Here is a 25,669-nt window from a genome sequence, read left to right as displayed (position 1 = left end):
GTTTCGCGAGGGGGAGTGTCTCTCGCGTATGGCTTGGCATTTTACCGCGTTCTGCCGGTGCTCCCAAGTTGCCGCACTTAAACGATGAGCGTCTGGCCGGATACCTCTTAAAGGGCGGTTGCCCTTGCTCAAATTTGCGAAGTCGCTAAAGAATACTTATCAAATACGTGACCATGACTTGCGCAGCATTAGATCCACCAGGAATATCTTGGCATTATTGGTCGGCTTGGCAACACGCCAGTCCTCGAACGCTGCCGATGCAGCGTTGATGATTGCCAGTACGTCGATCCGATAGAATTTTCGTGACAGGTCATAATCGGCGGCGTGACGATACTCTTGAAGCTCAACAAAAGTGAACGCCAGGTGCATCAATTCATCTTCAACAGGGAACGAAAGGAGCGGTGCGATTTGAGCGTGCACCGAGCGGGAATGGGAACCTTTTGCATATTGTGAACAAACCGACTTCATATCCGCGTGGGTAAAAGCGCGTTGAATCCGGGTGCGAGCCAATTGATTAAGTCTGCTACCCATAAGTGCAGCTCCTTCGTCCGCCAACAAATGAAAGACGGCGTAGTATGCAGACGAGACGGCGCGCCTCAGGTTGGCTTGGCGGGGCTTGCCATGATCGACGAAAGCCAAATGCCCAGCCTGGTTCAACAAGTCGTTGGCAAACGGCATGGTTAATCTGCTATCAGACGAACATAAGGCCAAGCATCTGCATTAGCTTCGAATATTCTTTTGGATATCTCTCGTTTCAGCGCGGTGAACATGGCGACCTTGGCTTCGGACGGATGGAGGTCGTCCGACACATGGAGATTGATCCACACGGCGGGCATGCCCGTGGAATCTTCAGAAAATGAAAAATCCACCGCCTTGACCTCTTCGGGCATTGTGATCTTATCGATCGTCTCCCTGATAATTCTCTCTTCGGTCATGATGTCCTCCTACAAGTTGCCAGCCGGTCGTCGGGTCTTATTTCGCCAATCTTACGCTGGACCTCGAAATTTTGGCGCGGCATTTCTCGCTAGCGTGGCGCGTGCGGTACATCGGTAAAAACGAAAAGCCCGCAGCGATGCGGGCTTTTGCTTAGTAGTACTAGCGTGTTACTTCGCTAACTTATACCGTTGCTCCCGATACAAAATCGACGGCAAAATCACGTGCGACATCGCCTGATCCACCTTGGCCGGGTCCGGCGCTTTGGCTTGCGGGGTCATCACGCCAGTGCCGAAGTCGTAGGCGCCCAGCAACGGTTCCTGGCCCGGGCGCAGGATGGTGGCGGAGGTGTCGTCCAGCCAGGCGAAGTAATTGTCGAACTGGATCAGGGCGCGGCCCGGGGTGTCGCTGTCGCGGGCCAGGTCGCGGCCGATCATCGGGTGTTCGCTCGAGACGCCGATCAGCGACAACAGCGTGGGTGCCAGGTCCACCTGGCTGGCGATGGTCTTGATGCGCTTCGGTTGCACATCGGCGCCGAGGATCAGACCGGGGATGTGGAACTTCTTGATCGGCACCAGGCTGTCGCCGTACACGCGGTTGTCGTGGTCGGCCACGATCAGGAACACGGTGTCCTTCCAGTACGCCTCTTTTTTCGCTTGCGCGATGAAGCGGCCCAGCGCGTAGTCGGCGTACATCACCGCATTGTTGACGGTCTGCTTTTCCGGATCATGGAGCTTGATACGGCCGTCGGGGAACTCGAACGGCTCGTGGTTCGACGACGTGAAAATCAGGCTGAAAAACGGCTTGCCGTCCGCGTGCAAGGTCTTCAGGCGTTCGAGCGACTTGTCAAACAGGTCTTCGTCGGACGCGCCCCAGCTGCCTTCGAACACCGGCTTCATCGACTTGCGATCGACCACGCTCTGGAAGCCGTTACCGGTGAAGAAGCCGCGCATATTGTCGAAGTGCGCCTCGCCGCCGTACACGAATTCGGTGTGGTAGCCCTGCTGGCCCAGGCCCAGGGCCAGCGTGTAGAAGTTTTGCTGCGCCAGCGACAGCTTGACCACGCTGCGCGCCGGCGTTGGCGCATAACCAGCCACCACGGCCTCGATGCCACGCACCGAGCGGGTCCCGGTGGCGTACAGCTGCTCGAACCACCAGCCTTCGCCTTTGAGCTTTTCCAGCTCCGGCGTGACTGGCAGGCCGCCCAGCGATTGCACGAACGTCGCGCCCAGGCTTTCCTCGAGCACGATCACCAGGTTCAACGGGCGCTCGCGCTGGACAAACGCGGTCTGCTGGTGCAGCGTAGGCAGCTCGGGATTGGTGAACTGCAGGTCGCGCAGCCACGGCGCGCTTTTCACGGTGGTGAAGACTTTTTCACGCGGATACTCGCCGTAGATCTCCGACGAATTGGCTTCCTTGCTCATCGAGTAGATGGCGTCGAGCACCGACCACGGCGAATTGATGATGATGGAATTGACCATCGAGTCGCCGGTCAGCGCAAACAACGCCGGGTTGGCGGGGCGGTGGGCGGTGGTCGAACGGATCTGCACGAACACCAGCACGACCAGCACCGGCCACACGGCCAGCACCTTCCAGGCGCGCCAGGTGGTGACGTTGATCGATGCCGCCTGGAGCAGCTTGTAGATGCCGATGGTGAAGGCAATGGTGGCCAGCACGCCCAGCACCAGCGCGATGCGGAAGCCGTTCCACAGCGTTGCGATCACTTCGCTCGGGTACGACAGGTATTCGATGAACAGCCGGTTCGGGCGCACATCGAACTGCATGATGAACTGCGGCGTGGACACTTCCATGAAGACGATGAAGATCAGGGCGAAGGTCACCCAGGTCACCGAGACCGCTTTCCAGATGCGCAGTGTTTTTTGGTAGGCCAGCAACGGCGCCAGCAACAGCGGCAGCGCGATGAAATAGCCGAGCAAAATCAGGTCGGCGCGTACGCCTTGCACCAGGATGCGGCCGACGATGCCGGTGGCCGCCACGCGGTCCCACTGCCAGGCGATCAGGCCGAGGCGCGAGAGCGTAAGCAGCGCGGCGCCGAGCAGCAGCAACTGCACCAGTGCGGCGTAGGGGCCGGCCCAGCGGGTCAGGCGCTCGAGCCGGGCGCCGCTGCGCTGGAGGAAAGTGTCTGCACGCCTTGGCATCATTCGGCTCCGAAGCCTGGGTGGCTGGCGATGTAGCTGCCGGCGCCGGCGCCGGCCGACAGCATCCAGCCTGTCATCAGCAGGAACACCAGCAGCATGCAGAACAGGGTGGAGACGCGGCGCGCATCGGGCGCATCCTGGAACACCGCCGGCCGGCCGTAGTTGGCGCCGAGGTAGTAGGCGGCAAACACCGTCACCAGGTAGTGCACGGCGCCGAACATCTCGCCCAGCTCACCCTTGCGCGGATGGTCGATCACCAGGTGCGAAATCGCCACCAGGACGATGTAGATCACCGATGGCCACAGCGGCGGCAGGTACAGGCCCAGGCTCTCCACCCAGCGCTGCACGCCCGGACGCTTGAGCGCCACGATCGGCAGGATGATGTTGTGGGTCAGGCCGACGATGGCGATGATTTTCAGGAGCAGCACCTTGTGCAGGCTGCCGCTGCCCATGGCCAGGTTGTGGATGTTGGTCTCGGCCTGCTTGTTATTCTCCAGGAAGAACTCGGGCGAGGCGATGTTGAGGATGCGCTGGAACCAGCTGATTTCCTCGAGCGCAGCCAGTCCCACCAGCGCGCACAGGAAGACGGACGCCAGCAGTGGCAGGTTGATTTTCGGGTTGCGCTGCCATTGTTCCACCGCCAGGAAGCCCAAGAGGCCGGAGAGCAGCGCGAAGCACAGGAACTGCATCCACTCGACGATGCCGTCTTCCACCACCAGGCGCCACAGCGCCGGCGGGTCGTTGCGCCAGACGATCGCCAGGATCATCACGAACACGTTGATCAGGATGCCCACCGCGATGACCGGGTGACCGTACCATTTGTTATTTGCCATACCCACTCCTTGATTCAGTTATTTACTCAGTTATTTATATTGTTTATATCGTATTGCTTAAAGCGCCGCATCATTCTGCACGGACGGCCCGCGCTGCCACCAGGTCCGGGGTAGCCTGCGCCGGTTGCCGGTGCAAGGCGCGGCGCCCTGCCAGACGGCGGCGGGCGGCCACGATGGTCGAGCCCAGCGCCCAGGACCATAGCAGCGGATCGAGCAGCGCATCCCACAGGTTGCCGGTCGGCAGACGCAGCACCGAGAACAGCAGCAGTGCCATCAGCATCGCGGCCGACGGCGCGGCAGCATGGCCGCGCCATGCATTGACCGCGAAGCCGACGGCGGCCGCGCAGGCCAGCAGCGGCGCGGCCACCGGGTTGAAGCCGCCATAGTACAGTCCCAGCGCCAGGACGCCGAAGGTATCGAGATACAACAGCAGGCCGATCGCCGCCAGGCCCAGCGCCAGGCCGGGACGCATGGCGAAACGCGGCTGCCTGCCATGCCAGCGGGCGCGCAACGCCATCACGGCAAAGCCGAGCAGCAGGCCGCTCGGATACTGTAATGCCAGCGTCAGCCAGTAGGCCGGCGAGGCCGGGCCGGGCAGGGCCATCAGCGCCACGGTGGCGGCCACGATCAGCACCTTGGTGCGGCGGGCGGTGACAGGCAGCAGCGCCAGCAGCAGGGCGGCGGCGACCAGCGCCCAGGCCAGGCGGCCGTAGACAATCTGCAGCATGAGATCGGGCAGGTTCACTTGGTCTCCTCCTGCAGGTTGATTTTGAATTGATGGTGGGCGATGGCGCGCCGCTGGTAGGTGTAGCTGATGTGCAGTTCGTCGCCGACCTGGCTCATGGCGGGGTACGAGAATTCGTCGCCGGCGCCGCCATCGACGATGTCGAGCAGCGGGCGCCAGGTGCGCGCATCGGTGGACAGCGACAGCGTCAGTGCGCTGCGGGCGCTGCCGTCGATATCTTCGCGGTTGTGCAGCATCAGGAGGCTGCCATTGGACAGGCGCAGCACCGCCAGGGCCGTGCTGTCGTTGAACAGGGCGGTCGCTTCGACGTCGTTCCAGGTCTGGCCGCCATCGCGGCTCACCGCCTGCTGCACGCGGCGCGATTTGCCGTCGTCGCGCATCCAGGCCCGCACCTCGGTGGGCGACATCGATACCAGGCTCGGTTGCAGCGACTGGGTACGGGTGCCGATGCGGGTAACCCGCTGCGGTTCGCCCTGGGCGTTGAACGAGATCAGCATCGGATACTTGTAGCCGATCTCGAAATACGCGGGCAGCCACCAGCTGCCCTCGGCCAGCGCCAGCGGCGCCGAGCGCACCAGCGTGCTGGTATTGAACAGCGGCGACATCGGCAGCACGCGCTTGACGGTAAACGTGGCGCCCTGGTCGTGCGACTGCATTTGCACCAGGCGCGCGGCGGCCCAGCCGCCCAGGCCCGTGGCCACCACGTACAGATGCAGCGAACCATCGAGTGCCGTCCACGCCACCGGGTTGCCGATGCGGCGCACGCCGTAGCCGAGCGCCTGGCCCAGCGAGTCGCGGCTGGCCACTTCCCAGTAACGGCTCCATTTGCCATCGGCCCAGCGCGAGGCATACACCTTGACGTCGGGACCGCTCTCGCGGCTGCCGGCCCACCAGAACGCGACCAGGCCGCCACCGGGCAGGGTGGCAAGCGAACTGGCGTGCGCGGACGGCACGCCTGCGGGCATCGGAAGAATACTGTGCGACAGCTCGGTGACGCCGGTAATCGGCGCCCCGGTGTGGACTGGCAACGTGGGACGTTCGCGGTGCAGCGCGCTGCGTGACCAGCGCCAGGTTTCAGCGCCCGTGGCCACCAGGGCGGCAGCAATGCACAACAATGCCAGCAGGCGGGTGTGGCGCGGCTGGCGCACCGGAAGTTCCTGCTGCGCAGCGCTGTTCAATGGTAGGGGCAAAGCTCCCATTCCGTCTCCAAGAGATCGGGACACGAAGGAAGCAGACGCCTTGATCCTCTTGCCCTAAATATACGATTTCCGCAGCACCTCGTGGATGGCGAAAACAACCATGCATCCGACCTTAATTGACGGATGAGTCAGGTATCGTACAGCAAAAGTTAGAGGAAATGTTAGGTGGGAGAATTTAAAATTGCAGCCGCAGGGGGAGGGGTCGTGAAAGCGAACCCGTCTGGCGACGGGCTCGTGTAACTCTCAGGTAACTTTTATTCTTCCAGCAGGCTGCGCAGCATCCACGCGGTTTTTTCGTGCACGTCGAGGCGTTGGGTGAGCAGGTCGGCGGTTGGCTGGTCGTCGGCCTCGCCCACCAGCGGCAGCAGCTTGCGCGCGGTGCGGGCGGTGGCTTCCTGGGCGTTTACCAGGTGGCGCACCATGTCCATCGCTTTCGGCACGCCTTCCACTTCCTTGATGGTGGCCAGTTGCACGAACTGGGCGTAGGTGCCGGGCGCCGGGTAGCCAAGTGCGCGGATCCGTTCGGCGATCAGGTCGAGCGCGCCCCACTGCTCGGTGTACTGGGTCATGAACATCTGGTGCAGCGAGTTGAACATGGGACCCTTGACGTTCCAGTGGAAGTTATGGGTCATCAGGTACAGGGTGTAGCTGTCGGCCAGCAGGCCGGACAGGCCAGCGGCGATCTCGGAACGGCTTTTCTCGGACAGGCCGATATCGATCTTGACGGTGTTATCGCTCATGGGTAAATCTCCTTATCGGTTGGCGGACTAGTGACGACTATTGTAGCCGCCCGGCGCAAAACGTGTCGTCTGGGCGGATCACTGCGTGATGACGGCAACCGCGCCGCCCGACGGCGCCAATTTCAAGGTCAGGCTCTGGCCCGCAGTCACCTGGCGCGTGCTGGCGCGCAGGTGGCTGGCGTCCTTGCCGTCTTCCAGCACCTGCGCGGTGAAGCCTCCCTTGCCGAGGAATGCCAGCGGCACCTTGATCGTGCGCGCGGCTTCGTTGGTCATCGCGCCCAGGTACCAGGTATTGCCCTTGCGTCGGGCCGAGACGATGTACTGGCCGATGTCGCCAGCCAGGATGCGGGTTTCGTCCCAGGTCGTCGGTACCTGCTGGATGAATTGCGCGCCATCGGCCCACGTGCCGTCGGCGTTCTTGTAGGCAGCCGGGGCGTCGGACACCATTTGCAGCGGGCTGTCATAGACCACGTACATGGCCACGGCCTGGCCGCGCGTGGTCAGCACCATCGGCTCGTGGTTGCGGGCGACAAAGTTGGCCGGCGCGGCGTTGCGGAATCCCCCGGGCGTGTAATCCATCGGCCCCAAAATCATGCGCGTAAAGGGCAATGTGACGTTGTGGGTGGCGGTGATGCGGGCGCTCCACTTGTTGTTCTCCGCGCCCAGCACGCCCTCCTGGGTGATGTAGTTGGGCCAGGTGCGGTTGAGGCCATCGGGCGGGTAGGCGCCGTGCAGGTTGACCATCAGCTTGTACTCGGCGGCCTTGGCCAGCACCTTGTGGTACCAGTCCACCATCTCCTGGTCGTTGCGGTTCATGAAGTCCACCTTGACGCCCTTGACGCCCCAGGCGGCGTACTGTTTGAAGGCAGCGTCCATCTGGCGGTCGAGCTGGTGCCACTGCACCCACAGCCACACGCCCACGTTGCGCTCGCGCGCATATTGCATCAGCGCCGGCATGTCCATTTCCGGCTTGGCGCGGGTGACGTCGGCCTGCGGATTGGGTTCGATGTCGCTGCCCACCGACCAGCCTTCGTCGATCAGGATATCGTCGAGCTTCATCTCCTTCGAAAAATCGACAAAGGCGCGGTAGGTGGCGGTATTCACGCCCGCGTTGGGGACGTTCACGGCCCAGTCGTTCCACCAGTCCCACGAGGTCTTGCCCGGCTTGATCCAGCTGGTGTCGGCAATGCGCGATGGCGCCGCCAGCGTGGGGATCAGCGCGGAAGCGGCCAGGTCGCCGGGCGCGTCGCCCAGCATCACCACGCGCCACGGTGTTCTAAAACCGTCGCCCTTGAACTGCACGTTGGCCGACACGGTCTTGCGCGAGCGGAAATCGCGGTCGTTGTCGAAGCGCGGCGGCAGCGTCACGCCCACGCCCAGGCCGGCGTCACCGCGGCCGGACAGGAAGAAGCCCGGGTAATCCTTGACGTCCGATTCGGCAATCGCAAACGTGGTGTTGCCAGCGCCGGTCTTGCATACCAGCGGCGCGATGACGTTGTGGAAGTTGCGGATTTTCGACGCCTTCATCTGGTCGTACTCGGCTTCGAAGCTGGTGTCGAAGCGGCCCATGTTGGCGCCCCAGCAGTCATAGTCTTTGGCGAAGTTGAACTGGGTGTCTTCGGCCTTGACGTTCAGTGCCTTGACACCTGGCTGTTCCGGCACCACGTAGCGCAGCGCCACGCCGTTGTCGTATGCGCGCACCAGCAGCTGGAACTTCAGCGCGGCGCTGGCGTCAAACGTCAGGGCCAGTTGCCGGTAGTGGTCGGGCGCGGTGCTGGCCTTGCCCAGCACGATCTGGTACGTGTCGTTGACGGTGGTTTGTTGCTGGTCCACCAGGCGTGCACCCCGGCCGATGGTGCCGATATCGAGTTTCAGGCCCAGCGGCGACGGCTCGATGATGCGCTTGCCGTCGCGGGCGAGCGACCAGGTCAGCTGCGCGCTGTCGATGGTGACGGCGTTGCGGCCATCGGGGGAGTTGACGGTCACGGTTTGCGCCGAGGCGGCGGCGCAGCACAGGGTGGCAACGATGAAGCCGACGGTGCGTATCTTGGGAGTATTGCGGATGTTGCGAACAGGCGCTGGCATGGTGTCTCCGATGGGTGGGCGCTATTGGATGGGACGTGTGCGCTTTTAGGGTAGCCTGGCATTTTGCTGGCGTGTTGCCTTGCAGGCAATTGCGAAATTCACCAAGCCAACCTATGTTTTTTTAGCGTATCGACATCGCCGGCGTCGTCGGAGTGTTCCTACTTGATCCCAAGCCGCAAGCCGATGTTCGCCCCGCCCACGGCTGCGCATTATGGAGACCCTGTCGCGGCCGATAGGCGGACGCGAGGATTCTCAGGAGACTTGTCATGGCAAATTCGAACCAAGGTAACAAAGGTAACCAGCAGTCGGGCAATCAAGGGGGAAATCAAGGCGGCGGCCGTGGTTTCGCCTCGATGGATCCCGAACGTCAACGCGAGATCGCTGCCGAAGGCGGCCGTGCTGCGCACGCCTCCGGCAACGCCCACGAGTTCGACTCGGAAGAAGCCCGCCAGGCTGGCAGCCAAAGCCACAAAAACACCAATAATCAGCAAAGTGCCTCCGGCGGCAGCTCGTCCGGCGGTACCCGGGGCGGCACGCCTGAACAACATGCCGAAGCTGGCCGCCAAAGCCACAAAAACACGGGCAACCAGCAAAGCGGCGCAGGTTCGGGCAGCCGCAGCAGTTCTGGTGTCAGTTCCAGTTCGAGTTCCGCTGGCACCCGGGGCGGAACGCCGGAGCAACATGCGGAAGCTGGCCGCCAAAGTCACAAGAACCGTTGACGCGGCGCTGTCGCGTACCACCCGCAGCAAGCCCGCAGCGGCGTCCTGGCCCTCGCCTGGCGCCGTTGCGGGAGGTTTGCCAGATGTCGTATCCTCCGTACCTTGCCGCTATCGACCATGCACAATTACTCCGGACCCCGCGTAACCACCGTCACGCCGTCCAGCCGGCAGGCCTCCACGGCTGCGCGCGAAAACCTGTTTCGCGCGATTGCCGATCTCGAACACGCGGTAGCGGCGTGGCTCGCCACGCCCGCCGCCTGGGATCAGCGCACCCATCCCTCCATCCGGCAATTCCTGGTCGATATCCGCGAATACGCCACCGCGCTGGAACGCGACGGCAAGGTGTCACCGAATATCATCATCGCCGCCGCCGACCGCCTGGCCGGCAAGGTCCACGATCTCGAGGTCGACCGCTGCACAGGCGCCGTACGCACCGCGCTGGACGATTACGTACAGGTGCTGCAAGGTTGATGGCGCTTGTTCGATTGCGGCTGCCGCCCGGTGCATGCAAAGGGACGCAGGGTGTTCAGGCAATACGCGTGCACGCGGCCTCTCTGCTAACTGACGGACCTGCGGTGTCGGCACGCAGCGGGACCAGCGAGGTTACTCCTGCGTGGCCTTCGCCCGCACCTTCGCCCGCACTTTCGCCACCTCGCGTTCGGTCACCGGCGCGCCGGTGTTGCTCCAACCCTGGCGCACGAACGACGCCAGCGCTGCCACTTCCCTGTCGTCCAGGCGTTTGCCGAAGCCCGGCATCACCAGGATCGACGGCGCCTTGTCGGTCGATGGCGTGCGCGCGCCTTGCATGATCACGTGGATCAGCGCGGCCGGGCTGTCGGCGTTGGCGACGGTGGCGCCGTCGAGCACCGGGAACACGCGAGCTGCGCCTTTGCCGGTCACGAAGTGACAGGCGGCGCAGTTGTCCAGGTACAGGCGTTCACCGAGGGTCAGGTTGGTAGCCGCCGTCAGTTTTTTTGCCGTCGCTGCCACGCCCTGGGCCTGGACGGTGGCAGTGCGCGGCGCGGCGGGTGGCAGGGTTTTCAGGTAAGCGGCGATCGCGTGCAGGTCGGTATCGTTCAGGTGCGCGGTACTGTGCTCGACCACGGCCGTCATTTCACCGGCCACGGCGGACGTGGTATTACGCCCCGTTTGCAGGTAATCGACGATGGCCGCCTCGTTCCAGCGCGGCAGGCCGCGCAGCGAGGGTACCGGCCAGCCATTCAAGTCGCCGCCGGCGAGGAATTTCGCTTCCGAGCTGTCGCTGGCCTTTTCGTTCATGGCGAAACCGCGCGGCGTGTGGCAGCTGCTGCAGTGGCCCAGGCCTTCGACCAGGTAGGCGCCGTTGCGCACCTGCGCGCTCCAGCCCGGCTGTGCCTTGAACGGCTGGTCGGAGGCGAACATGAAGTTCCACACGCCCATGCCCCAGCGCAGGTTGAACGGGAAGTCCATATTGGTTGCCGGCGGCGCGTACGCCGATGGTTTGACGCCCGCCTGGAAGTAGGCGTACAGCGCCTTGATGTCGGCATCGTTAACCTTGGCGTAGCTGGTGTACGGCATGGCCGGGTACAGGTGGGTACCGTCCGGTTTCACGCCCTTGCGTACCGCGTCGGCAAATTGCTGCTCGGTGTAGGCGCCGATGCCGTGCTGCTTGTCGGGCGTGATGTTGGTCGAGTAGATGATGCCGTGGCCGCTGTCGATGGCCAGGCCGCCGGCAAACGCCGGTTTGCCGGGTGCGCTGTGGCAGGCGATGCAGTCACCGGCGCGGGCCAGGTAGGCGCCGCGCTGGACCAGTGTTTCCGCTGGCGCGGCATGCGCGGCGCCAGCGATCAGTCCCGCAGCAAACGTCAGACATTGCGCGAATTTTTTCACGGTATTTTTCATGTTCATACTTGCACCAGCGGGCCAGGGTTTTTCAGGTAGTGGTTCTTGATCGCCTCGGCCGCGAACAGCGTGATGGCGCCGATGGTGGCAGTCGGGTTGGCCTGGAAGTTCTGCGGGAACGCATTGCCGCCCGGGACAAATACGTTGTGCACATCCCACGATTGCAGGTAGCGGTTCAGCGCCGAGTCGCGCGGCGAATCGCCCATGATGGCGCCGCCCACGTTGTGGGTGGACACATACTTGGTGATGTCCCAGTGCGAATCGAGCCCCAGGAAACTCTCCGACATGAAGTCCGGCTTCATTTCCTTGGCGATCTTGCCGACGATCTCGCGCAGGTAGCGCTGCAATTTCAGTTCGTTCTGGCGCCAGTCGAACGTCATGCGCAGCAGCGGCTGGCCCCACGGGTCTTTATAGGTCGGGTCGAGGTCGAGGAAGTGGCCGCGATACGACATGCAGGTGGTGGTGATGCCGATCTTCATCGAACGGTCATACCAGTCCACCATGCCTTCTTTCCAGCCCTGGCCCCAGCTTGGCGTACCCGGCGGCAGCGCGGTGCCGATCGGCGCGCCGGTCGATTGCGAGCTGTGGATCTTGGCGCCACCGAGAAAGCCGAGCCTGATGCCATCGTCGTAATTGCCGGGCGAAATGTCGTTGAACATTTCGCCGGTGGCGCCGGCCGTGGCGAACGAATTGAAGTGCTTGTCCTTGAAGAACAAGGTCGCCGCGCCGTTCGACAGGAAGGCGTAGTTGCGGCCGATGGTGCCGGTTTCGGTGATCGGATCGTACGGCTTGCCGATGCCGGACAACAGCATCAGGCGCACGTTGGCGAACTGGAAGCTCGACAGGATGACGATTTTGGCCGGCTGAAACACTTCGCGCTGCTGCTCGTCGATATAGGTCACGCCCCGGGCGGTCTTTTTATCGGCGTGCAGATCGACGCGGATCACCATCGCGTTGGCCTTGTAGTCGAAATTGGGCATGCGCTTGACCACGTCGAGAATGGTGGTCTGCGGCGAAGCTTTCGAATAGTTCAGGCACGGGTACTTGCTGCAATAACCGCAGTAATTGCACGGCGCCAGTTGCGAGCCGTACGGGTTGGTCCAGGCACTCGAGACGTTGGCCGATGGATTGGGAAACGGGTGGTAGCCCATGTTTTTCGCGGTGGCCGCGAACAGCGAGCTGTTGTAGGTGTCGTGCAGCGCCGGCAGCGGGTAGGGGCTGGAACGGGGACCTTCGAACGGGTCGCCGCCGGGCTGGATCTGGCCGTTCAGGTTGCCGGTATTGCCGGACAGGCCGCAGATCTTGTCGAACTTGTCGTAGTGCGGTTCGATCTCTGCCCAGGTAAATGGGAAATCCTTGACGCGCATGTCGGGGTCGAGCGCGCCGCGCTTGTACGCCTGGTCGGCATAGGTCTTGAGCTTGATATCGGTGGGCGTAGGGCGGATCAGCACGCCGGTCCAGTGCAGGCCGGAGCCGCCGACGCCGGTGCCGGGCGCAAACGCGCCCCACTTGCGGGTGGGCAGGGCGGTCTCACCGGTGTTGTAGCGCACGGTCAGGGCGGCGTCGCGCGGGGTGGCAAACACCTTGTTGCGGATCGCGTAGGCGTACTGGTCGGCCGGCTTCGGGTAGGCGAAGTCTTCGGGTGGACGGTCGGGGCCGCGTTCGAGCGCGCGTACTTTCAGGCCAGCCTGCGCCAGTTCGATGGCCATGATGGAGCCGGCCCAGCCGAGTCCGACGATGACGACATCGACGTCGTCATTGGTAATTTTTTGCATAAGGTACCTATTGGTTAGGAGGCCTCTAAAACCGTAGCGAGCGGTCGGTTATCGTCCTGAGTAGCGCAGGCGGACGAACGTACGCTGAGCAACACAAGGGCGATAGGCGATCGCGCAGTAGGTTTTAGTGCCTCATCAAGCGCGCTTGCCGGAGAGGCTCACTGGCCCAAGCGGATATTTGACGTTATGGGTATCGACCCATTCGGTGAAGGCGGCGCGGGCGCCGGGGAAGCCTATCGCTACCCAGGCCTTCATGTCCTTGTTGCCGCCGTAGGCGGGGTCGGCCAGGTAGCCGTTCTTGGCGTCGCCCAGCATCTGGCCGAAAAACTGCGAAGCTTTCAATGACGGATCGCCCAGGGCGGCGAAGTCGATGTCGTTTTTTTGCAGCCTGGTGAGCAGCGCATCCTTGTCGGCGGGCGACAGTTGCTGGAACTGCTTGCCGTGTACGGCCACGCTGGCCTGCTGCGCCAGCCTGATGCCGATCCGGTACATGTCCTGCGGGCTATGGGTTTGCTGGAACCCCATGGTGGCCGGCGCATCGGCCTGGTGCGGCCCCTGCATATAGACATCGTCGCCGAGGCCGTTCTTCAGTTGCTGGTCGATAAACACGGGCACATTGGTTTCCAGCGCGCCGGGGCCACGGCCTTCGGCCGGGATCAGGCGGTCGCAGGCGGCCAGCAGGAACTGCCATTCGGGCGCCGTGAAAAACACCGGCTGGTAGCGTTGCAGGTCGGTGCCTTCCAGGCCTTCGGCCTTTGCTTTATAGATCGGGGCGGTCACCAGGGGAACGGCTGCCGCAGTCGCCATCAGGATGGTGCGGCGTGACAGATTGACGTTATCTTTGGACATGATGGGTGGGTAACACAGCGTTGTACGATGTGTGATGAGTTTCCAAAGGGGTAAGGATACGCGCGGATGCTGCACTGCGATACTTACCGATTGGATAGGAAAGATTGCTCCTACTTCCATGCAACTACTTTTTTTATATAAAGCTTATGCCTAATCGTTCGTTCCTTTATACAAGTGCAAGCCTTATATTGTTTTCACATAAAAACAACCCGCAACGATGATTGGTCATATATGAATAAATTTTCAGTTCAGCCACAGCTGCAACGCCGCCTGCTCAGTGTTGCCATCGGCACGCTGTTCGCCACTGCCGGTACCGCCCACGCGCAATCGGCCGATGCCCCCCGCCGTAGCCCCGGAAGCCACGGTAGTGGTGACCGGCACCCGCGTCTCGAACCGCTCTGTGCTCGATACCGCCTCGGCCGTCGATGTGATTTCCGCCAAGACCTTGAGCAACAACGGCGTGACCGAAGTGAGCGAGTCGCTGTCGAAAGTGCTGCCTGCGCTGAACTTTCCACGCCCGGGCCTGACCGACGGTACCGACACCGTGCGCCCGGTCACCCTGCGCGGCCTGGCGCCCGACCAGGTGCTGGTGCTGGTGAACTCCAAGCGCCGCCATGCGTCCTCGCTGGTCAACGTGAACGGCACCATCGGCCGTGGCTCGGCTTCGACCGACATCAATACCCTGCCGTCCGGCATCATCAATACCGTGGAAGTGCTGCGTGACGGCGCTGCCGCCCAGTACGGTTCCGATGCGATCGCTGGCGTGATCAACTTCCGTCTGCGTGAAAACCGCAGCGGCGGCGCCCTGAGCGCCACCGGCGGCGTGCGCAAGACCGAATACAGCTTCAACCCGGTGGCGCAGCCGACCGGCCTTGGCCTCTCCGTGCCGACCGAACGCAAGCGCACCGACGGCCAAACCTACACCGTGGGTGGCTGGAAAGGTTTTGAATTGGGCGACAACGGCTTCCTGACCGTCGCGGCCGAACTGAAGCAGCAACAACACAGCGAGCGCAGCGCCTACGACACGCGCCAGTTCTACCCGCGCGTGGGCAACGCCACCACCGGCGCCTTCGATCCGCGTGAACTGACCGCCAACCGCTACGACACCTGGTCCGGCGACCCCAACCTCAAGCAGGCGACCCTGTTTGCCAATGCGGGCCAGACCCTGGCCAGCGGCCAGAAAATCTACGGCTGGGCCAGCTATCAGCGGCGCGAGTCGGAATCGGCAGCGTTCTTCCGTCGCCCATTGCAGGATGAAAACGTGGCGGCGATTTATCCGGACGGCTTCCTGCCTGTGATCGAACCGACCGTGACCGACTTCAGCGCGGCGCTGGGCACCACCTGGAGCGGCCAGGGCTGGGACTACGACACTTCGCTGACTTACGGCAAGAACAAGATGGCGTTCGATGTCACCAATACGCTCAACCGCTCGATCGGCGCGGCCAGCAAGACCGACTTCGACGCTGGCGGCTTCGCCTACGAACAACTGTCGGCCAACTTCTCGGCCGTGCGTCCGGTGGACGTGGCCTTCCTGTCCAAGCCGCTCAACGTGGCCGTGGGCGCCGAGGCGCGCTGGGAAAATTATGAATTGTGGGCCGGCGAGCCCGATTCCTACCGCTACGGCGGCGTGTTGCTGGCCAACGGCACGCCATCGGCGGCAGGTGCCCAGGGTTTCCCGGGCTACCGTCCGGAAAACGCGGTGGACAAGGGCCGCCATTCCACCGGCGCCTTCATCGACCTGGAAACCAACCTGACCGACAAATTGCTGACCTCGCTGGCAGCGCGCGCCGAGCATTATTCTGACTTCGGCAGCAACGTCACCGGCAAGCTGGCCGCCCGCTACGACTTCGTGCCGGAATTCGCCCTGCGCGGTTCGATCCAGAACGGCTTCCGTGCACCGTCGCCGCAGCAGCAGCTCTACACGTCCACGTCCACCAATTTTATTGACGGCGTGCCGTTCGATATCGTGACCCTGCGTCCGACCGACGCTGCTGCGGTCGCGCTGGGCGCCAAGCCGCTCGACGCCGAGAAATCGGTCAACTTCTCGCTGGGCGCGGTGTTCCGCGTTGGCGCGCTGAGCATCACGGCCGACGCCTACCGCATCAATATCGATAACCGCATCGTGCTGTCGGAAAACTTGAACGCGGCCAATGTGCGTACTTACCTGGCGTCGCGTGGTTATGCCGGCATCGGCGGCGCCCGCTTCTTCATCAACGGCGTCGATACCCGCACCGACGGCATCGACATCGTGGCCAACTACCCATGGCGTTCGGCCGCCTACGGCAAGTTCGACTTCACCCTGGCCGGCAACTACAACAAGACCGAAGTCAAACGCGTGCCGCAAACGGCCGAACTCGCTGCGTTGAACCCGGCGCCGGTGCTGTTCGGCCGCGCCAACGTGATCAGCCTGGAAAAAGGCCAGCCGAAAAACAAGATCACGGCATCGGTCAACTGGGAGCAGGCAGCTTGGGGCGTGAGCGCCAGCGCCACCCGCTACGGCGAAATCATTTCGGCCGGCACCACGGCCGCGACGGACGTGACTGTTTCGGCGAAAACCATCGTCAACGCCGAAGGCCGCTACGCCATTACCAAGCAAACCCAGCTGGCGCTGGGCGCCGACAACCTGTTCGATATCTACCCGGACTCGCTGCCGTCGTCGCTGACCTCGAACGCGGCCGCGCCGTTCTCCAACCGGGCGCCGTTCGGTCGGGGCGGACGCTTTGTGTACGCCCGTGTGAACTACACGTTCTGATTTTTTGAATGGCGAACCGGACTTGTTGATGGTCCGGTTCGTTGTCTCGAAAACGCAAAAATCACGTCGATTTCAGTCGTGCCGCATGCGGTGGGCGTAAAGTGGATGGCTCGAAAAGGAGATCATCATGACGACTTCCGCTCAGCCTGACGCGGCACAGCCCGTTCCTGCGGCCATGCACACCATCACGCCCCACCTCGTTTGCGAGGGCGCGGCAGCAGCGATGGCCTATTACCAACAAGCATTCAATGCCGTGGAAACCATGCGCCTGCCCGGTCCCGACGGCAAGATCATGCATGCCAGCATGCGCATCGGCGACTCCACCATCATGCTGGTGGACGATTTTCCCGAGCATGGCAGCATGGGCCCCAAGGCGCTCAAGGGCAGTCCGGTTACGCTGCATTTGTACGTGGCCGATGTCGATGCGGCTTATGCCCAGGCAATCGCAGCTGGCGGCGAGGCCAAAATGCCGCCGCAGGACATGTTCTGGGGCGACCGCTACGGCATGCTGGTCGATCCGTTCGGCCACTACTGGGCCATCGCCACCCACCAGCGCGATTTGAGTACCGAGGAAATCATGCGGGCCATGGCGCAGCAGGGGCCCGGTGGTTGCGGCTGACCGGCCTGAATCCCGCCTGAGTTGAGCCGCAATGCAGCTGGAATCGCGCAGGAATCCGGCTGAAGCACGCCCGCGAGCCCTTGCTCGTACCGGCGCAACAACGGTATACCGGCCTCGCACCTGCCGATAGCCCTGGTCGGCCCACGAAAGCTTGCCGAGGCGTGCTATCACTTGGGATAATGCTTTTAAGAAATTACCCAGGAGTCATGCATGGAATTCGTGGTACTGCGCCGCGCCAACCAGAGTACCGAACGCGGCGATCAGCCGCCGGCGCTGGAGCCGGGCGTCTTCATGCGCCCCAGCGACAGCGCGCTGCGCCTGGTGCGTCGCGATGGCGTGTGGAGCCGTGATACCGGGCCTTACCCGCCGCGTGAGATCGTGGCCGGTTTTACGCTGGTGCAGTCGCCGTCGCGCGCCGACGTGATCGAGCAGGTGCGGTGGTGGCCGTTGTTCGACGCCGGCGCGGTTTATGAAATCCGCGACCAGGTGCCTTTCGCCGACGGCAGGGCACACGGCCCCGCGCCCGGCAGTGTGCCGGAACGCAATCCGGACTGGACCCGGTACGTGGTGTTCCTGCGGTCGGACTTCGAGGCCGAGTTCGGCATTGCCCCACCGGCGCAAGCGCTGGCGCGCATGCGCGCCCACGAAGAACGCAGTGCGCGCGCCGGCGTGCTGCTGGCCGGCAGCGCCCTGAGTGCCACGCGCACGGCCACGCGGGTGCACTTTGCCAACGCCAATACCTCGCTGGTGGCGGGACCGTTTGCCGATACGCGGGAACTGGTGGCGGGCTACTGGATCATCCAGGCCGCTACCCTGGACCTGGCGATTGCCTGGGCCGGCGGCTGCCCGTACCCGCACGCGGGCGACGTCACCGTCGAAATCCGCGAGGTGTGCGAACGCCGCGAGCAGCGTGAATTCACGCCGGAGATGCGCGCCGCCGAAGAACGGATGCGCGCCGAATTGCTTGAAGGGATGCTGCGCGAGGCCTCGGAGCAGCGCAAGCGCGGCTATTAGCCTGCTCGCGTTGCGCCAGTTCAGGCCAGCGTTTTTTCCAGGATACCCACCAGGGCTTCGATGCCGTCGGCATCATCCTGGTCGAAGCGGTTCGGCAGCGGGCTGTCGAGGTCGAACACGCCCATGATTTCGCCGTTGGGACGGCGTACCGGTACCACCAGTTCCGACCGCGAATTGACGTCGCAGGCGATATGGCCCGGGAACGCGTGCACGTCCGGCACGACAATCGATTTTCCCTCCACCACCGTGGTGCCGCACACGCCACGGCCTTTCTTGATGCGGATACAGGCCGGCTTGCCCTGGAACGGTCCCAGTACCAGCTCGTCACCCTGCAGGAAATAGAAGCCGGCCCAGTTCAGGCCCGGCATGGCGTTGAATACCAGCGAGCTGAAGTTTGCGGAGTTGGCGATCAGGTCGGTCTCACCGTGTACCAGGCCGGTCAGTTGCGAACGCAGGTCGTCGAACATGGCGTGCTTGGCCGCGGGCGTGTCGGTGCCGTAGGCGGTGTCGTTGAGGGTAAAAGTCATAATGGTCGGCTCGGAAACTGGAGAAAACGCATATGTTAGCGCAAGCAAGCGTTTGCCGTCAGTTCCTCCTACAGCATACTAGGCAGTGTCCGATGGCGCCCCGCAATCGTGCGCGATACTCTGGATTCCATACGCCGCACCGGCGTTTTTGAGGAACTCCCATGGCCACCAGCAAACGCAGCGTCAGCCCGTCCCGCACGGGCAAGCCCACCTTCACCGCCACCGTCCACGGTGGCGATCCCGCGTTACCGCCACCCGTGCCGGCTGGCGCTATTTGTCTTTCCACGTTGCTGATGGTCGGCGCCGACCGCGTGATCATCGACGCTGCGGAAGACGACGACCTGCACTTCATGGCCGAGTACATCGATCCTGCCTGAGGCGGTGAAGGCGTTCCCGGCCACGGGGCTGGGTGCGGTGCCTGACAGACGGCGCCGGCGGGCGGCGACAGAATGGCGTTATCCTGTTCTGAAAGCCGCGTATGTGTGCAATGACGTCCGACATGGTGGTGGTGCGCAAGGAAGGACTGTATTGCGTGCCGGGCCAGTTCTATATCGACCCCTGGCGGCCAGTGGAGCGCGCCGTCATCACGCACGCCCATGGCGACCATGCGCGCGGCGGCCATCGCCACTACCTGGCAGCCACGCCCGGTGTCGGTGTGCTCAAGTCACGGCTCGGCGATATCCACATCGACGGCCTGGCCTATGGCGAGACCGTGGTGCACAACGGCGTCACCATCTCGCTGCACCCGGCCGGCCACGTGCTCGGTTCGGCGCAGGTGCGCATGGCGTACCGGGGCGAAGTGTGGGTGGCCTCCGGCGACTACAAGGTCGAGGCCGATAGCACGTGCACGCCGTTCGAGCCGGTGCGCTGCGATACCTTCATCACCGAATCGACGTTCGGGCTGCCGGTCTACCGCTGGCAGCCGCAGCAGGACGTGTACGACGACATCAACGACTGGTGGCGCGCCAACGCTGCGCAGGGACGCGCCAGCGTGATGCAGTGCTACAGCTTCGGCAAGGCGCAGCGCATTTTGAGTGGCCTGGAAGCGGACATCGGCCCCATCGTCTGCCATGGCGCCGTGCAAACCCTCAATACGGTTTACCGCGACAGCGGCGTGTGGCTGCCGCCCACAGTGATGGTGGGCGACGTCGACAAGGAAGACCTCAAGCGATCTCTGGTGATTGCGCCGCCGTCGGCGGCCGGTTCGCCGTGGGTCAAGCGCTTTGGCGATTTTTCCGACGCGTTTGCCAGCGGCTGGATGCAGTTGCGCGGCGCGCGCCGCCGCCGTGGCGTCGATCGCGGCTTCGTACTGTCCGACCACGCCGACTGGCCCGGCTTGATGCAGGCAATTACCGCCACTGGCGCCCAGCGGGTGATCGTCACCCATGGTTCGATCGCGGTCCTGGTGCGCTGGTTGCAGCAGCAGGGTCTGCAGGCCAGCGGCTTTGATACCGAGTACGGCGACGATGAGGCCGACGATGCAGGCGTGGGCAATGCCGCCAGCAGTGCCGCCGACAATGCAAGCGGTACCGCCACAGCCACAGCCGACGTCGCAGCCACCGCCACCGCCAACGTCACAGCCAACGTCACAGCCAACGTCACAGCCGCGTCTGCCGAAGCCGTCTCCACCGACGCTGCACCGGCGGGAGCACGCCATGCGTGACTTCGCCCTGCTGTACGCCGAGCTGGACGAAACCACGTCCACCACGCGCAAGCTCAATGCGCTGCAACAGTATTTTCGCACCGCTGCGCCGGCCGACGCGGCCTGGGCCGTGTATTTCCTGGCTGGCGGCAAGCCGCGCCAGGCCGTGCCGACCAAGCTGCTGCGCCAGTTCGCCATCGAATACTCGGGCCTGGATGACTGGCTGTTCGACGAGTGCTACCACGCCGTCGGCGACCTGGCCGAAACCATCGCCCACATCCTGCCACCGCCGAACCAGCCCAGCGAAATCGGCCTGGCCGACTGGATCGAACTTGGCATCGCGCCATTGCGCGGCGCCGACCCCGGCACCGTGCGCAGCGCGCTGCTGTTGTACTGGGACCAGCTTGATACGCGCGAGCGCTTCCTGCTGACCAAGCTGATTGGCGGCGGCTTCCGGGTGGGCGTGTCGCGCCTGCTGGTCACGCGCGCGCTCAGCGCCATTGCCGGTCTCGACAGCAAACTGATCGCCCAGCGCCTGATGGGCTGGACCGACGGCAGCGTCAAGCCGACGGCTGCCGGCTTCCAGCAACTGATCGCCGAGCATACCGAAGAGGAACATGCGCAGCGCGGCGGCCAGCCGTATCCGTTCTTTCTGGCCCACCAGCTCGACCGCGAACCGGAAGCGCTGGGCGAATTGTCCCGGTGGCAGGTGGAATGGAAATACGACGGCATGCGCGCCCAGCTGGTCAGCCGCAAAGGCCAGAACTGGCTGTGGTCACGCGGCGAAGACCTGATTACCGAGCGCTTCCCGGAGCTGGCCGTGCTGCGTCTGCCCGACGGTGTGGTGATCGACGGCGAAATCCTGGTCTGGCACGGCGGCGACGCCCCGGCGCCGTTTGCTGATCTGCAAAAGCGCATGGGCCGCAAGCAGGTCTCGGCGCGGCTGCTCGGCGAATTGCCGGCGGTGCTAGTCGCATACGACCTGCTCGAATACGAAGGCCGCGACCTGCGCACCTTGCCGCAAGCCCAGCGCCGCGCCATGCTCGAACAGCTGGTGGCCACGCTGCAAGTGCAGCAGGGTGCACCGCAACTGCGGCTGGCGCCCGTGATCCGCGCCGACAGCTGGGAGCAACTGGCCGAGATCCGCGCCGAATCGCGCCAGCGCGGCGTGGAAGGCATGATGCTCAAAGCGGCCGATGCACAATATGGCGTGGGCCGCACCAAGAATGTCGGCACGTGGTGGAAGTGGAAGATCGACCCGTACAGCATCGACGCCGTGCTGATCTACGCCCAGGCCGGCCACGGCCGCCGTGCCTCGCTGTACACCGACTACACTTTTGCCGTCTGGGATGAAGCAGGCGAAGGCGAGGGCGGCCGCAAGCTGGTACCGTTCGCCAAGGCCTATTCGGGCCTGACCGACGCCGAGATCGCCAAGGTGGACCACGCGATCCGCCGCACGACGATCGAAAAATTCGGCCCGGTAAGGAGCGTGACACCGAGCATGGTGTTCGAGATCGGCTTCGAAGGCATCGCCAGCTCGCCGCGCCACAAGTCCGGCATCGCGGTGCGCTTCCCGCGCATCCTGCGCCAGCGCCAGGACAAGACCGTGGACCAGGCCGATACGCTCGACGCCCTGAAAAGCCTGCTGGTCGCTCCATGACGGCGCGCCCCCGCACCAGCTTGCGCGCCCAACTGGCCAGGCCGCGTCCTGCGCCAAGCGGTGCAGCAGTCGGGAGCCGCGCCGATACGCTTGTCGCCATGCCTGCCAACAAGTCCGTCGTCACCGCCGCCAACCAGACGAACGAGCCGCTGGCCGATTCCGCTACCGCACCAGCCATCGATCCGGCCGGCAGCCCGGTCGCGAGAGCGCAAGCCGGACCGGAAGCCAACCCGCCAATCAACCCGGCAGCCGAAACCGATGTCAGCTCGTCAGCCAAGGTTCCCGCCAGGTCAGTCGCCAACTCTTCGGTCAAGTCTTCCGCCAGGTCAGCCACCAACCTGTCGGCCAAAGTCCCTGCCAGGCGGGGCGGCAACCCGGTCGCCAAATCCACCGGCCCCTCACCGACCCAGGCCAAAGCGTGGTTCGCCGCGCGCGGCTGGAAAGTGTTTCCATTCCAGCGTGATGTCTGGCAAGCCGCGATGGCCGGCCAGTCGGGGCTGCTGCACGCGAGCACCGGCGCTGGTAAAACTTACGCGGTCTGGTTTGCCGCCTTGCAGCGCGCCGCCCTGCACAAGCGCCCGCGCGTGGGCCTGAAAGTATTGTGGCTGACGCCTATGCGCGCGCTGGCGGCCGACACCCTGCGCGCGTTGCAGGATTCGGCCGCCGACCTGCTGCCGGCGTGGCAGATCGAGGCGCGCACCGGCGACACCGGCTCGGCCCAGCGCGCCCGCCAGAACAAGCGCCTGCCCGACACCCTGGTCACCACGCCCGAGAGCCTGACCCTGATGCTGAGCAAGGCCGATGCGGTTGCCCAGTTCGCCCAGCTGGACATGGTGATCATCGACGAATGGCACGAGCTGATGGGCAACAAGCGCGGCGTGCAGACCCAGCTGGCGCTGGCGCGCCTGCGCCACTGGAATCCGGGCCTGGTGGTGTGGGGCCTGTCGGCCACGCTGGGCAACCTGGCGCAAGCGCGCGAGGCGTTGATGCCCGACGGCGTGGCAGTGGAGGGCCATGTCGCCAAGGACATCGTGGTCGATACCCTGATCCCCGACCATCCGTCGCGCTTCCCGTGGGGCGGCCACCTGGGCCTGCAAATGCTGCCGCGCGTGATTGACGAAATCGAACGCCACGCCACCACGCTGGTGTTTACCAATACCCGTTCGCAGGCCGAGCTGTGGTACCAGAACATGCTCGATGCCCGTCCCGATTGGGCCGGACTGATTGCGCTGCACCACGGTTCGCTCGACAAGCAGGTGCGCGACTGGGTGGAACTGGGCCTCAAGAGTGGGCAACTGAAAGCCGTGATTTGCACGTCGAGCCTGGACCTGGGCGTCGATTTCCTGCCTGTGGAACGGGTGCTGCAAATCGGCAGCGCCAAGGGCATCGCCCGCTTGCTGCAACGGGCCGGGCGCAGCGGCCACGCACCGGGCCGCGTTTCGCGCTTGACGCTGGTGCCCACCCAGAGCATGGAACTGCTGGAAGCGGCCGGCGCCCGGCAAGCGGTGGCCGCGCGCGATATCGAGGCGCGGCCGGTGCCGTATAAACCGCTCGACGTGCTGGTGCAGCACATGGTGACCATCGCGCTGGGCGGCGGCTTCCGTTCGGCGGAATTGCTGGCCGAGGTGCGCACGGCGTGGTCGTACCGCGATCTCACTGAAGAAGAATGGCAATGGGCGCTCGATTTTATCGCCCGTGGCGGCCAGACCCTGGCCGTATATCCAGAATACCGCCGCGTGCTGCCCGACGACGAGGGCGTCTACCGCGTGCCGGACGCCGCCATTGGACGCCGTCACCGCATGGGCATCGGCACCATCGTCTCCGATTCCAGCCTGCAAGTGAAATACGTGAGCGGCGGGCGGCTGGGCAGCGTGGAGGAATCGTTCATCTCGCGCCTGAAGCAGGGCGACCATTTCCTGTTTGCCGGCCGCATCCTGGAATTCGTGCGCCTGCACGAGATGACAGCCTACGTGCGCCGCGCCACCGGCACCCGTGGCGCCGTGCCGCGCTGGCAGGGCGGCAGGATGCCAATGTCGTCCGAGCTGGCCCACGCCGCGCTCGAACAACTACGCTTGGCGACAATTGACGGCGCCGAAACGCTGGGCCCGGAAATGCAGGCGATTGCGCCACTCTTGGCCACCCAGCAAAAATGGTCGGCGCTGCCCACGCCCGACACCACCGTGATCGAAACCATGCACAGCCGCGAAGGACGCCACCTGTTCATGTTTCCGTTTGCAGGCCGCTCGGTCCACGTCGGCCTGGCGTCGCTGATTGCCTGGCGCGTGGCGCGGGTGACGCCGGTGACGTTTTCAATCGCTGTCAACGACTACGGCTTCGAGCTGCTGGCCGCGCAGGAACTCGATTGGACGGCGCTGCTCGACGTGGGCCATGGCGCCAAAGCCGGCCTGTTCGGCACCGATAACTTGCTGGAAGACGTGCTGGCCAGCCTGAACGCGACCGAGCTGTCGCAGCGGCGCTTTCGCGAGATCGCCCGCATCGCCGGCCTGATCTTCCAGGGCTTTCCCGGTCAGCCCAAGAGCGCGCGGCAGTTGCAGGCCTCGTCGGCGCTGTTCTTTTCCGTGTTCCGCCAGCACGATGCCGGCAACCTGTTGCTCACGCAAGCCCAGCGCGAAGTGCTGGAGCAGGAACTGGAGCTGACGCGCCTGCGCGCCACGCTGGAGGAGCTGCAGGCGCGTCACATCAGTTTTCACCAGACCAGGCGCGCCACGCCGTTCGGCTTTGCGCTGATGGTCGAACGCTTCCGCGAAAAACTCAGCACCGAAAAACTGTCGGACCGGGTGGCGCGCATGGTGCGCGAACTGGAAAAGGCGGCGGGACCATGAGCGCGCTGCCCGATCACCACGGCGCACTGGCGCTGGAACTGGCCGGCGAGCTGGTCTGGCTGCTGCCCGAGAAGGCCTTGTATTGGCCGCGCGAGCGGATGCTGGTGATTGCCGACATCCACTTCGGCAAGGCGGCGTCGTTCCGCGCGCTGGGCGTGCCGGTGCCGGCCGGTACCACGTCCGCCAACCTGGCTGCGCTCGATCGCCTGGTGGCGCGCCATGGTGCGCGCCAGGTGCTGTTCCTCGGCGACTTTCTGCATGCCAAGGCAGCGCACGCGGTATCGACCATGGCAGCCATGCAGCGCTGGCGCACCTTGAATCCCGCGCTGGCGCTCACGCTGGTGCGTGGCAACCACGATATGCACGCGGGCGATCCGCCGCTGTGGTTGTCGATCGCCATGGCGGACGAGCCGATGCACCTGGGCCCGTTTGCTTTCTGCCACCACCCGGACCTGCTGGCGACGGGCTACCTGATGGCCGGCCACGTGCATCCGGTCTATCGCTTGCGTTCGGGTTGGGAGTCGGTGCTGCTGCCATGCTTCATGGCCAACGGCCAGCGCATCGTGCTGCCGGCCTTTGGCGCGTTTACCGGCGGCCATGCGGTGGTGCCGGAAGCGGGAGAGCGGTTGTTTGTCACCAGCGGCGACGCCGTGGTGGAGGTGCCAGCCTCGCCGCGCCGCGATGGCCGCTAGCG

21 protein-coding genes and 1 pseudogene are annotated in these 25,669 nt (G+C 64.2%); 10 read left to right on the top strand and 12 right to left on the bottom strand.

The genetic code is table 11. The features are described 5' to 3' along the window. Positions 1-159: 159 nt before the first annotated feature. The 8 genes from F8197_RS09040 to F8197_RS09005 all read right to left on the bottom strand — a co-directional run bounded on the left by F8197_RS09040 (position 160) and on the right by F8197_RS09005 (position 8,694). Positions 160-678, bottom strand: a complete 519-nt coding sequence (locus tag F8197_RS09040) for a hypothetical protein (RefSeq protein WP_152881593.1) — start codon at positions 676-678, stop codon at positions 160-162. A 2-nt stretch (positions 679-680) separates the two neighbouring features. Further along, complete coding sequence (locus tag F8197_RS09035; RefSeq protein ID WP_152881592.1) at positions 681-935, bottom strand: hypothetical protein; 255 nt, start codon at positions 933-935, stop codon at positions 681-683. A gap of 168 nt (positions 936-1,103) precedes the next feature. Further along, entirely contained in the window at positions 1,104-3,092 is a 1,989-nt protein-coding gene (locus tag F8197_RS09030) for an LTA synthase family protein (RefSeq protein ID WP_152882012.1), read from the bottom strand. Beyond that, on the bottom strand, positions 3,092-3,925 hold the full coding sequence (locus tag F8197_RS09025) for a hypothetical protein (protein WP_152881591.1): 834 nt from the start codon (positions 3,923-3,925) through the stop codon (positions 3,092-3,094). Before F8197_RS09025 ends, F8197_RS09030 begins: the two co-directional genes overlap by 1 nt. 70 nt (positions 3,926-3,995) lie before the next feature. Further along, positions 3,996-4,670 carry a hypothetical protein gene (locus tag F8197_RS09020; protein WP_152881590.1) on the bottom strand — a complete coding sequence of 225 codons (675 nt, stop codon included), beginning with the start codon at positions 4,668-4,670 and terminating at the stop codon, positions 3,996-3,998. Further along, positions 4,667-5,860 (bottom strand): sialidase family protein, encoded by a 1,194-nt coding sequence (locus F8197_RS09015; RefSeq protein WP_227012168.1) that lies wholly within the window; start codon positions 5,858-5,860, stop codon positions 4,667-4,669. The genes F8197_RS09020 and F8197_RS09015 overlap by 4 nt, the downstream gene beginning before the upstream one ends. Positions 5,861-6,123: 263 nt before the next feature. Then, on the bottom strand, positions 6,124-6,609 hold the full coding sequence (locus tag F8197_RS09010; RefSeq protein WP_019922705.1) for a Dps family protein: 486 nt from the start codon (positions 6,607-6,609) through the stop codon (positions 6,124-6,126). 78 nt (positions 6,610-6,687) lie between these two features. After that, entirely contained in the window at positions 6,688-8,694 is a 2,007-nt protein-coding gene (locus tag F8197_RS09005; RefSeq protein WP_227012167.1) for a glycoside hydrolase family 97 protein, read from the bottom strand. A gap of 266 nt (positions 8,695-8,960) precedes the next feature. Here F8197_RS09005 and F8197_RS09000 point away from each other — a divergent pair. Beyond that, positions 8,961-9,272 (top strand): annotated as a pseudogene (locus F8197_RS09000) (KGG domain-containing protein); the annotation flags it as partial. Between the two features lie 258 nt (positions 9,273-9,530). Next, positions 9,531-9,884, top strand: coding sequence for a hypothetical protein (locus F8197_RS08995; protein WP_152881588.1), 354 nt, complete (start codon positions 9,531-9,533; stop codon positions 9,882-9,884). Positions 9,885-10,016: 132 nt separating this feature from the next. Here F8197_RS08995 and F8197_RS08990 read toward each other — a convergent pair whose 3' ends face one another. From F8197_RS08990 to F8197_RS08980, 3 genes are all read right to left on the bottom strand, one after another. Next, complete coding sequence (locus tag F8197_RS08990) at positions 10,017-11,300, bottom strand: cytochrome c (RefSeq protein WP_227012166.1); 1,284 nt, start codon at positions 11,298-11,300, stop codon at positions 10,017-10,019. Then, positions 11,297-13,069: a GMC family oxidoreductase gene (locus tag F8197_RS08985; protein ID WP_152881587.1), complete on the bottom strand. Its 1,773-nt coding sequence runs from the start codon at positions 13,067-13,069 to the stop codon at positions 11,297-11,299. Before F8197_RS08985 ends, F8197_RS08990 begins: the two co-directional genes overlap by 4 nt. Positions 13,070-13,204: 135 nt before the next feature. Further along, a complete protein-coding gene (locus tag F8197_RS08980; RefSeq protein WP_152881586.1) occupies positions 13,205-13,918 on the bottom strand; it encodes a gluconate 2-dehydrogenase subunit 3 family protein in 714 nt (237 codons plus the stop codon). 334 nt (positions 13,919-14,252) lie between these two features. Here F8197_RS08980 and F8197_RS08975 point away from each other — a divergent pair, with 334 nt between their 5' ends. The 3 genes from F8197_RS08975 (at position 14,253) to F8197_RS08965 (ending at position 18,303) form a co-directional block, all read left to right on the top strand. Continuing rightward, positions 14,253-16,670: a TonB-dependent siderophore receptor gene (locus tag F8197_RS08975; protein WP_227012165.1), complete on the top strand. Its 2,418-nt coding sequence runs from the start codon at positions 14,253-14,255 to the stop codon at positions 16,668-16,670. A 127-nt stretch (positions 16,671-16,797) separates the two neighbouring features. Next, positions 16,798-17,289 (top strand): VOC family protein, encoded by a 492-nt coding sequence (locus F8197_RS08970; protein ID WP_152881585.1) that lies wholly within the window; start codon positions 16,798-16,800, stop codon positions 17,287-17,289. Positions 17,290-17,499: 210 nt separating this feature from the next. Continuing rightward, the gene (locus tag F8197_RS08965) at positions 17,500-18,303 is read left to right on the top strand and encodes a YciI family protein (protein WP_152881584.1); all 804 of its coding nucleotides are present in this window, start codon (positions 17,500-17,502) and stop codon (positions 18,301-18,303) included. A 20-nt stretch (positions 18,304-18,323) separates the two neighbouring features. Here F8197_RS08965 and F8197_RS08960 read toward each other — a convergent pair whose 3' ends face one another. Beyond that, positions 18,324-18,830 carry a GAF domain-containing protein gene (locus F8197_RS08960; RefSeq protein WP_019922692.1) on the bottom strand — a complete coding sequence of 169 codons (507 nt, stop codon included), beginning with the start codon at positions 18,828-18,830 and terminating at the stop codon, positions 18,324-18,326. Between the two features lie 161 nt (positions 18,831-18,991). Here F8197_RS08960 and F8197_RS08955 point away from each other — a divergent pair, with 161 nt between their 5' ends. From F8197_RS08955 to pdeM, 5 genes are all read left to right on the top strand, one after another. Further along, positions 18,992-19,207: a hypothetical protein gene (locus F8197_RS08955; RefSeq protein WP_152881583.1), complete on the top strand. Its 216-nt coding sequence runs from the start codon at positions 18,992-18,994 to the stop codon at positions 19,205-19,207. A 110-nt stretch (positions 19,208-19,317) separates the two neighbouring features. Beyond that, on the top strand, positions 19,318-20,493 hold the full coding sequence (locus F8197_RS08950; protein WP_152882008.1) for a ligase-associated DNA damage response exonuclease: 1,176 nt from the start codon (positions 19,318-19,320) through the stop codon (positions 20,491-20,493). Then, positions 20,486-22,132 (top strand): ATP-dependent DNA ligase, encoded by a 1,647-nt coding sequence (locus F8197_RS08945; RefSeq protein WP_152881582.1) that lies wholly within the window; start codon positions 20,486-20,488, stop codon positions 22,130-22,132. The genes F8197_RS08950 and F8197_RS08945 overlap by 8 nt, the downstream gene beginning before the upstream one ends. Next, a complete protein-coding gene (locus F8197_RS08940; protein WP_152881581.1) occupies positions 22,129-24,975 on the top strand; it encodes a ligase-associated DNA damage response DEXH box helicase in 2,847 nt (948 codons plus the stop codon). Before F8197_RS08945 ends, F8197_RS08940 begins: the two co-directional genes overlap by 4 nt. Then, positions 24,972-25,667 carry a ligase-associated DNA damage response endonuclease PdeM gene (gene pdeM, locus F8197_RS08935; protein WP_152881580.1) on the top strand — a complete coding sequence of 232 codons (696 nt, stop codon included), beginning with the start codon at positions 24,972-24,974 and terminating at the stop codon, positions 25,665-25,667. Before F8197_RS08940 ends, pdeM begins: the two co-directional genes overlap by 4 nt. Positions 25,668-25,669: the final 2 nt, after the last annotated feature.

Origin of the sequence: Duganella sp. FT27W, from assembly GCF_009295655.1 — a bacterium.
Taxonomy (GTDB): Bacteria; Pseudomonadota; Gammaproteobacteria; order Burkholderiales; family Burkholderiaceae_D; genus Rugamonas; species Rugamonas zoogloeoides.
The sequence above is the reverse complement of the archived record's forward strand: the minus strand, read 5'-3'. Positions and strand labels throughout refer to the sequence as shown.

What these genes read in the sequence shown, in the direction of transcription:
- F8197_RS09040 (WP_152881593.1), bottom strand. Translation starts at nt 678, where the DNA reads ATGCCGTTTGCCAACGACTTGTTGAACCAGGCTGGGCATTTGGCTTTC.
- F8197_RS09035 (WP_152881592.1), bottom strand. Translation starts at nt 935, where the DNA reads ATGACCGAAGAGAGAATTATCAGGGAGACGATCGATAAGATCACAATG.
- F8197_RS09030 (WP_152882012.1), bottom strand. Translation starts at nt 3,092, where the DNA reads ATGCCAAGGCGTGCAGACACTTTCCTCCAGCGCAGCGGCGCCCGGCTC.
- F8197_RS09025 (WP_152881591.1), bottom strand. Translation starts at nt 3,925, where the DNA reads ATGGCAAATAACAAATGGTACGGTCACCCGGTCATCGCGGTGGGCATC.
- F8197_RS09010 (WP_019922705.1), bottom strand. Translation starts at nt 6,609, where the DNA reads ATGAGCGATAACACCGTCAAGATCGATATCGGCCTGTCCGAGAAAAGC.
- F8197_RS09005 (WP_227012167.1), bottom strand. Translation starts at nt 8,694, where the DNA reads ATGCCAGCGCCTGTTCGCAACATCCGCAATACTCCCAAGATACGCACC.
- F8197_RS08995 (WP_152881588.1), top strand. Translation starts at nt 9,531, where the DNA reads ATGCACAATTACTCCGGACCCCGCGTAACCACCGTCACGCCGTCCAGC.
- F8197_RS08990 (WP_227012166.1), bottom strand. Translation starts at nt 11,300, where the DNA reads ATGAACATGAAAAATACCGTGAAAAAATTCGCGCAATGTCTGACGTTT.
- F8197_RS08985 (WP_152881587.1), bottom strand. Translation starts at nt 13,069, where the DNA reads ATGCAAAAAATTACCAATGACGACGTCGATGTCGTCATCGTCGGACTC.
- F8197_RS08980 (WP_152881586.1), bottom strand. Translation starts at nt 13,918, where the DNA reads ATGTCCAAAGATAACGTCAATCTGTCACGCCGCACCATCCTGATGGCG.
- F8197_RS08975 (WP_227012165.1), top strand. Translation starts at nt 14,253, where the DNA reads ATGCCCCCCGCCGTAGCCCCGGAAGCCACGGTAGTGGTGACCGGCACC.
- F8197_RS08970 (WP_152881585.1), top strand. Translation starts at nt 16,798, where the DNA reads ATGACGACTTCCGCTCAGCCTGACGCGGCACAGCCCGTTCCTGCGGCC.
- F8197_RS08965 (WP_152881584.1), top strand. Translation starts at nt 17,500, where the DNA reads ATGGAATTCGTGGTACTGCGCCGCGCCAACCAGAGTACCGAACGCGGC.
- F8197_RS08960 (WP_019922692.1), bottom strand. Translation starts at nt 18,830, where the DNA reads ATGACTTTTACCCTCAACGACACCGCCTACGGCACCGACACGCCCGCG.
- F8197_RS08955 (WP_152881583.1), top strand. Translation starts at nt 18,992, where the DNA reads ATGGCCACCAGCAAACGCAGCGTCAGCCCGTCCCGCACGGGCAAGCCC.
- F8197_RS08950 (WP_152882008.1), top strand. Translation starts at nt 19,318, where the DNA reads ATGACGTCCGACATGGTGGTGGTGCGCAAGGAAGGACTGTATTGCGTG.
- F8197_RS08945 (WP_152881582.1), top strand. Translation starts at nt 20,486, where the DNA reads ATGCGTGACTTCGCCCTGCTGTACGCCGAGCTGGACGAAACCACGTCC.
- F8197_RS08940 (WP_152881581.1), top strand. Translation starts at nt 22,129, where the DNA reads ATGACGGCGCGCCCCCGCACCAGCTTGCGCGCCCAACTGGCCAGGCCG.
- pdeM (WP_152881580.1), top strand. Translation starts at nt 24,972, where the DNA reads ATGAGCGCGCTGCCCGATCACCACGGCGCACTGGCGCTGGAACTGGCC.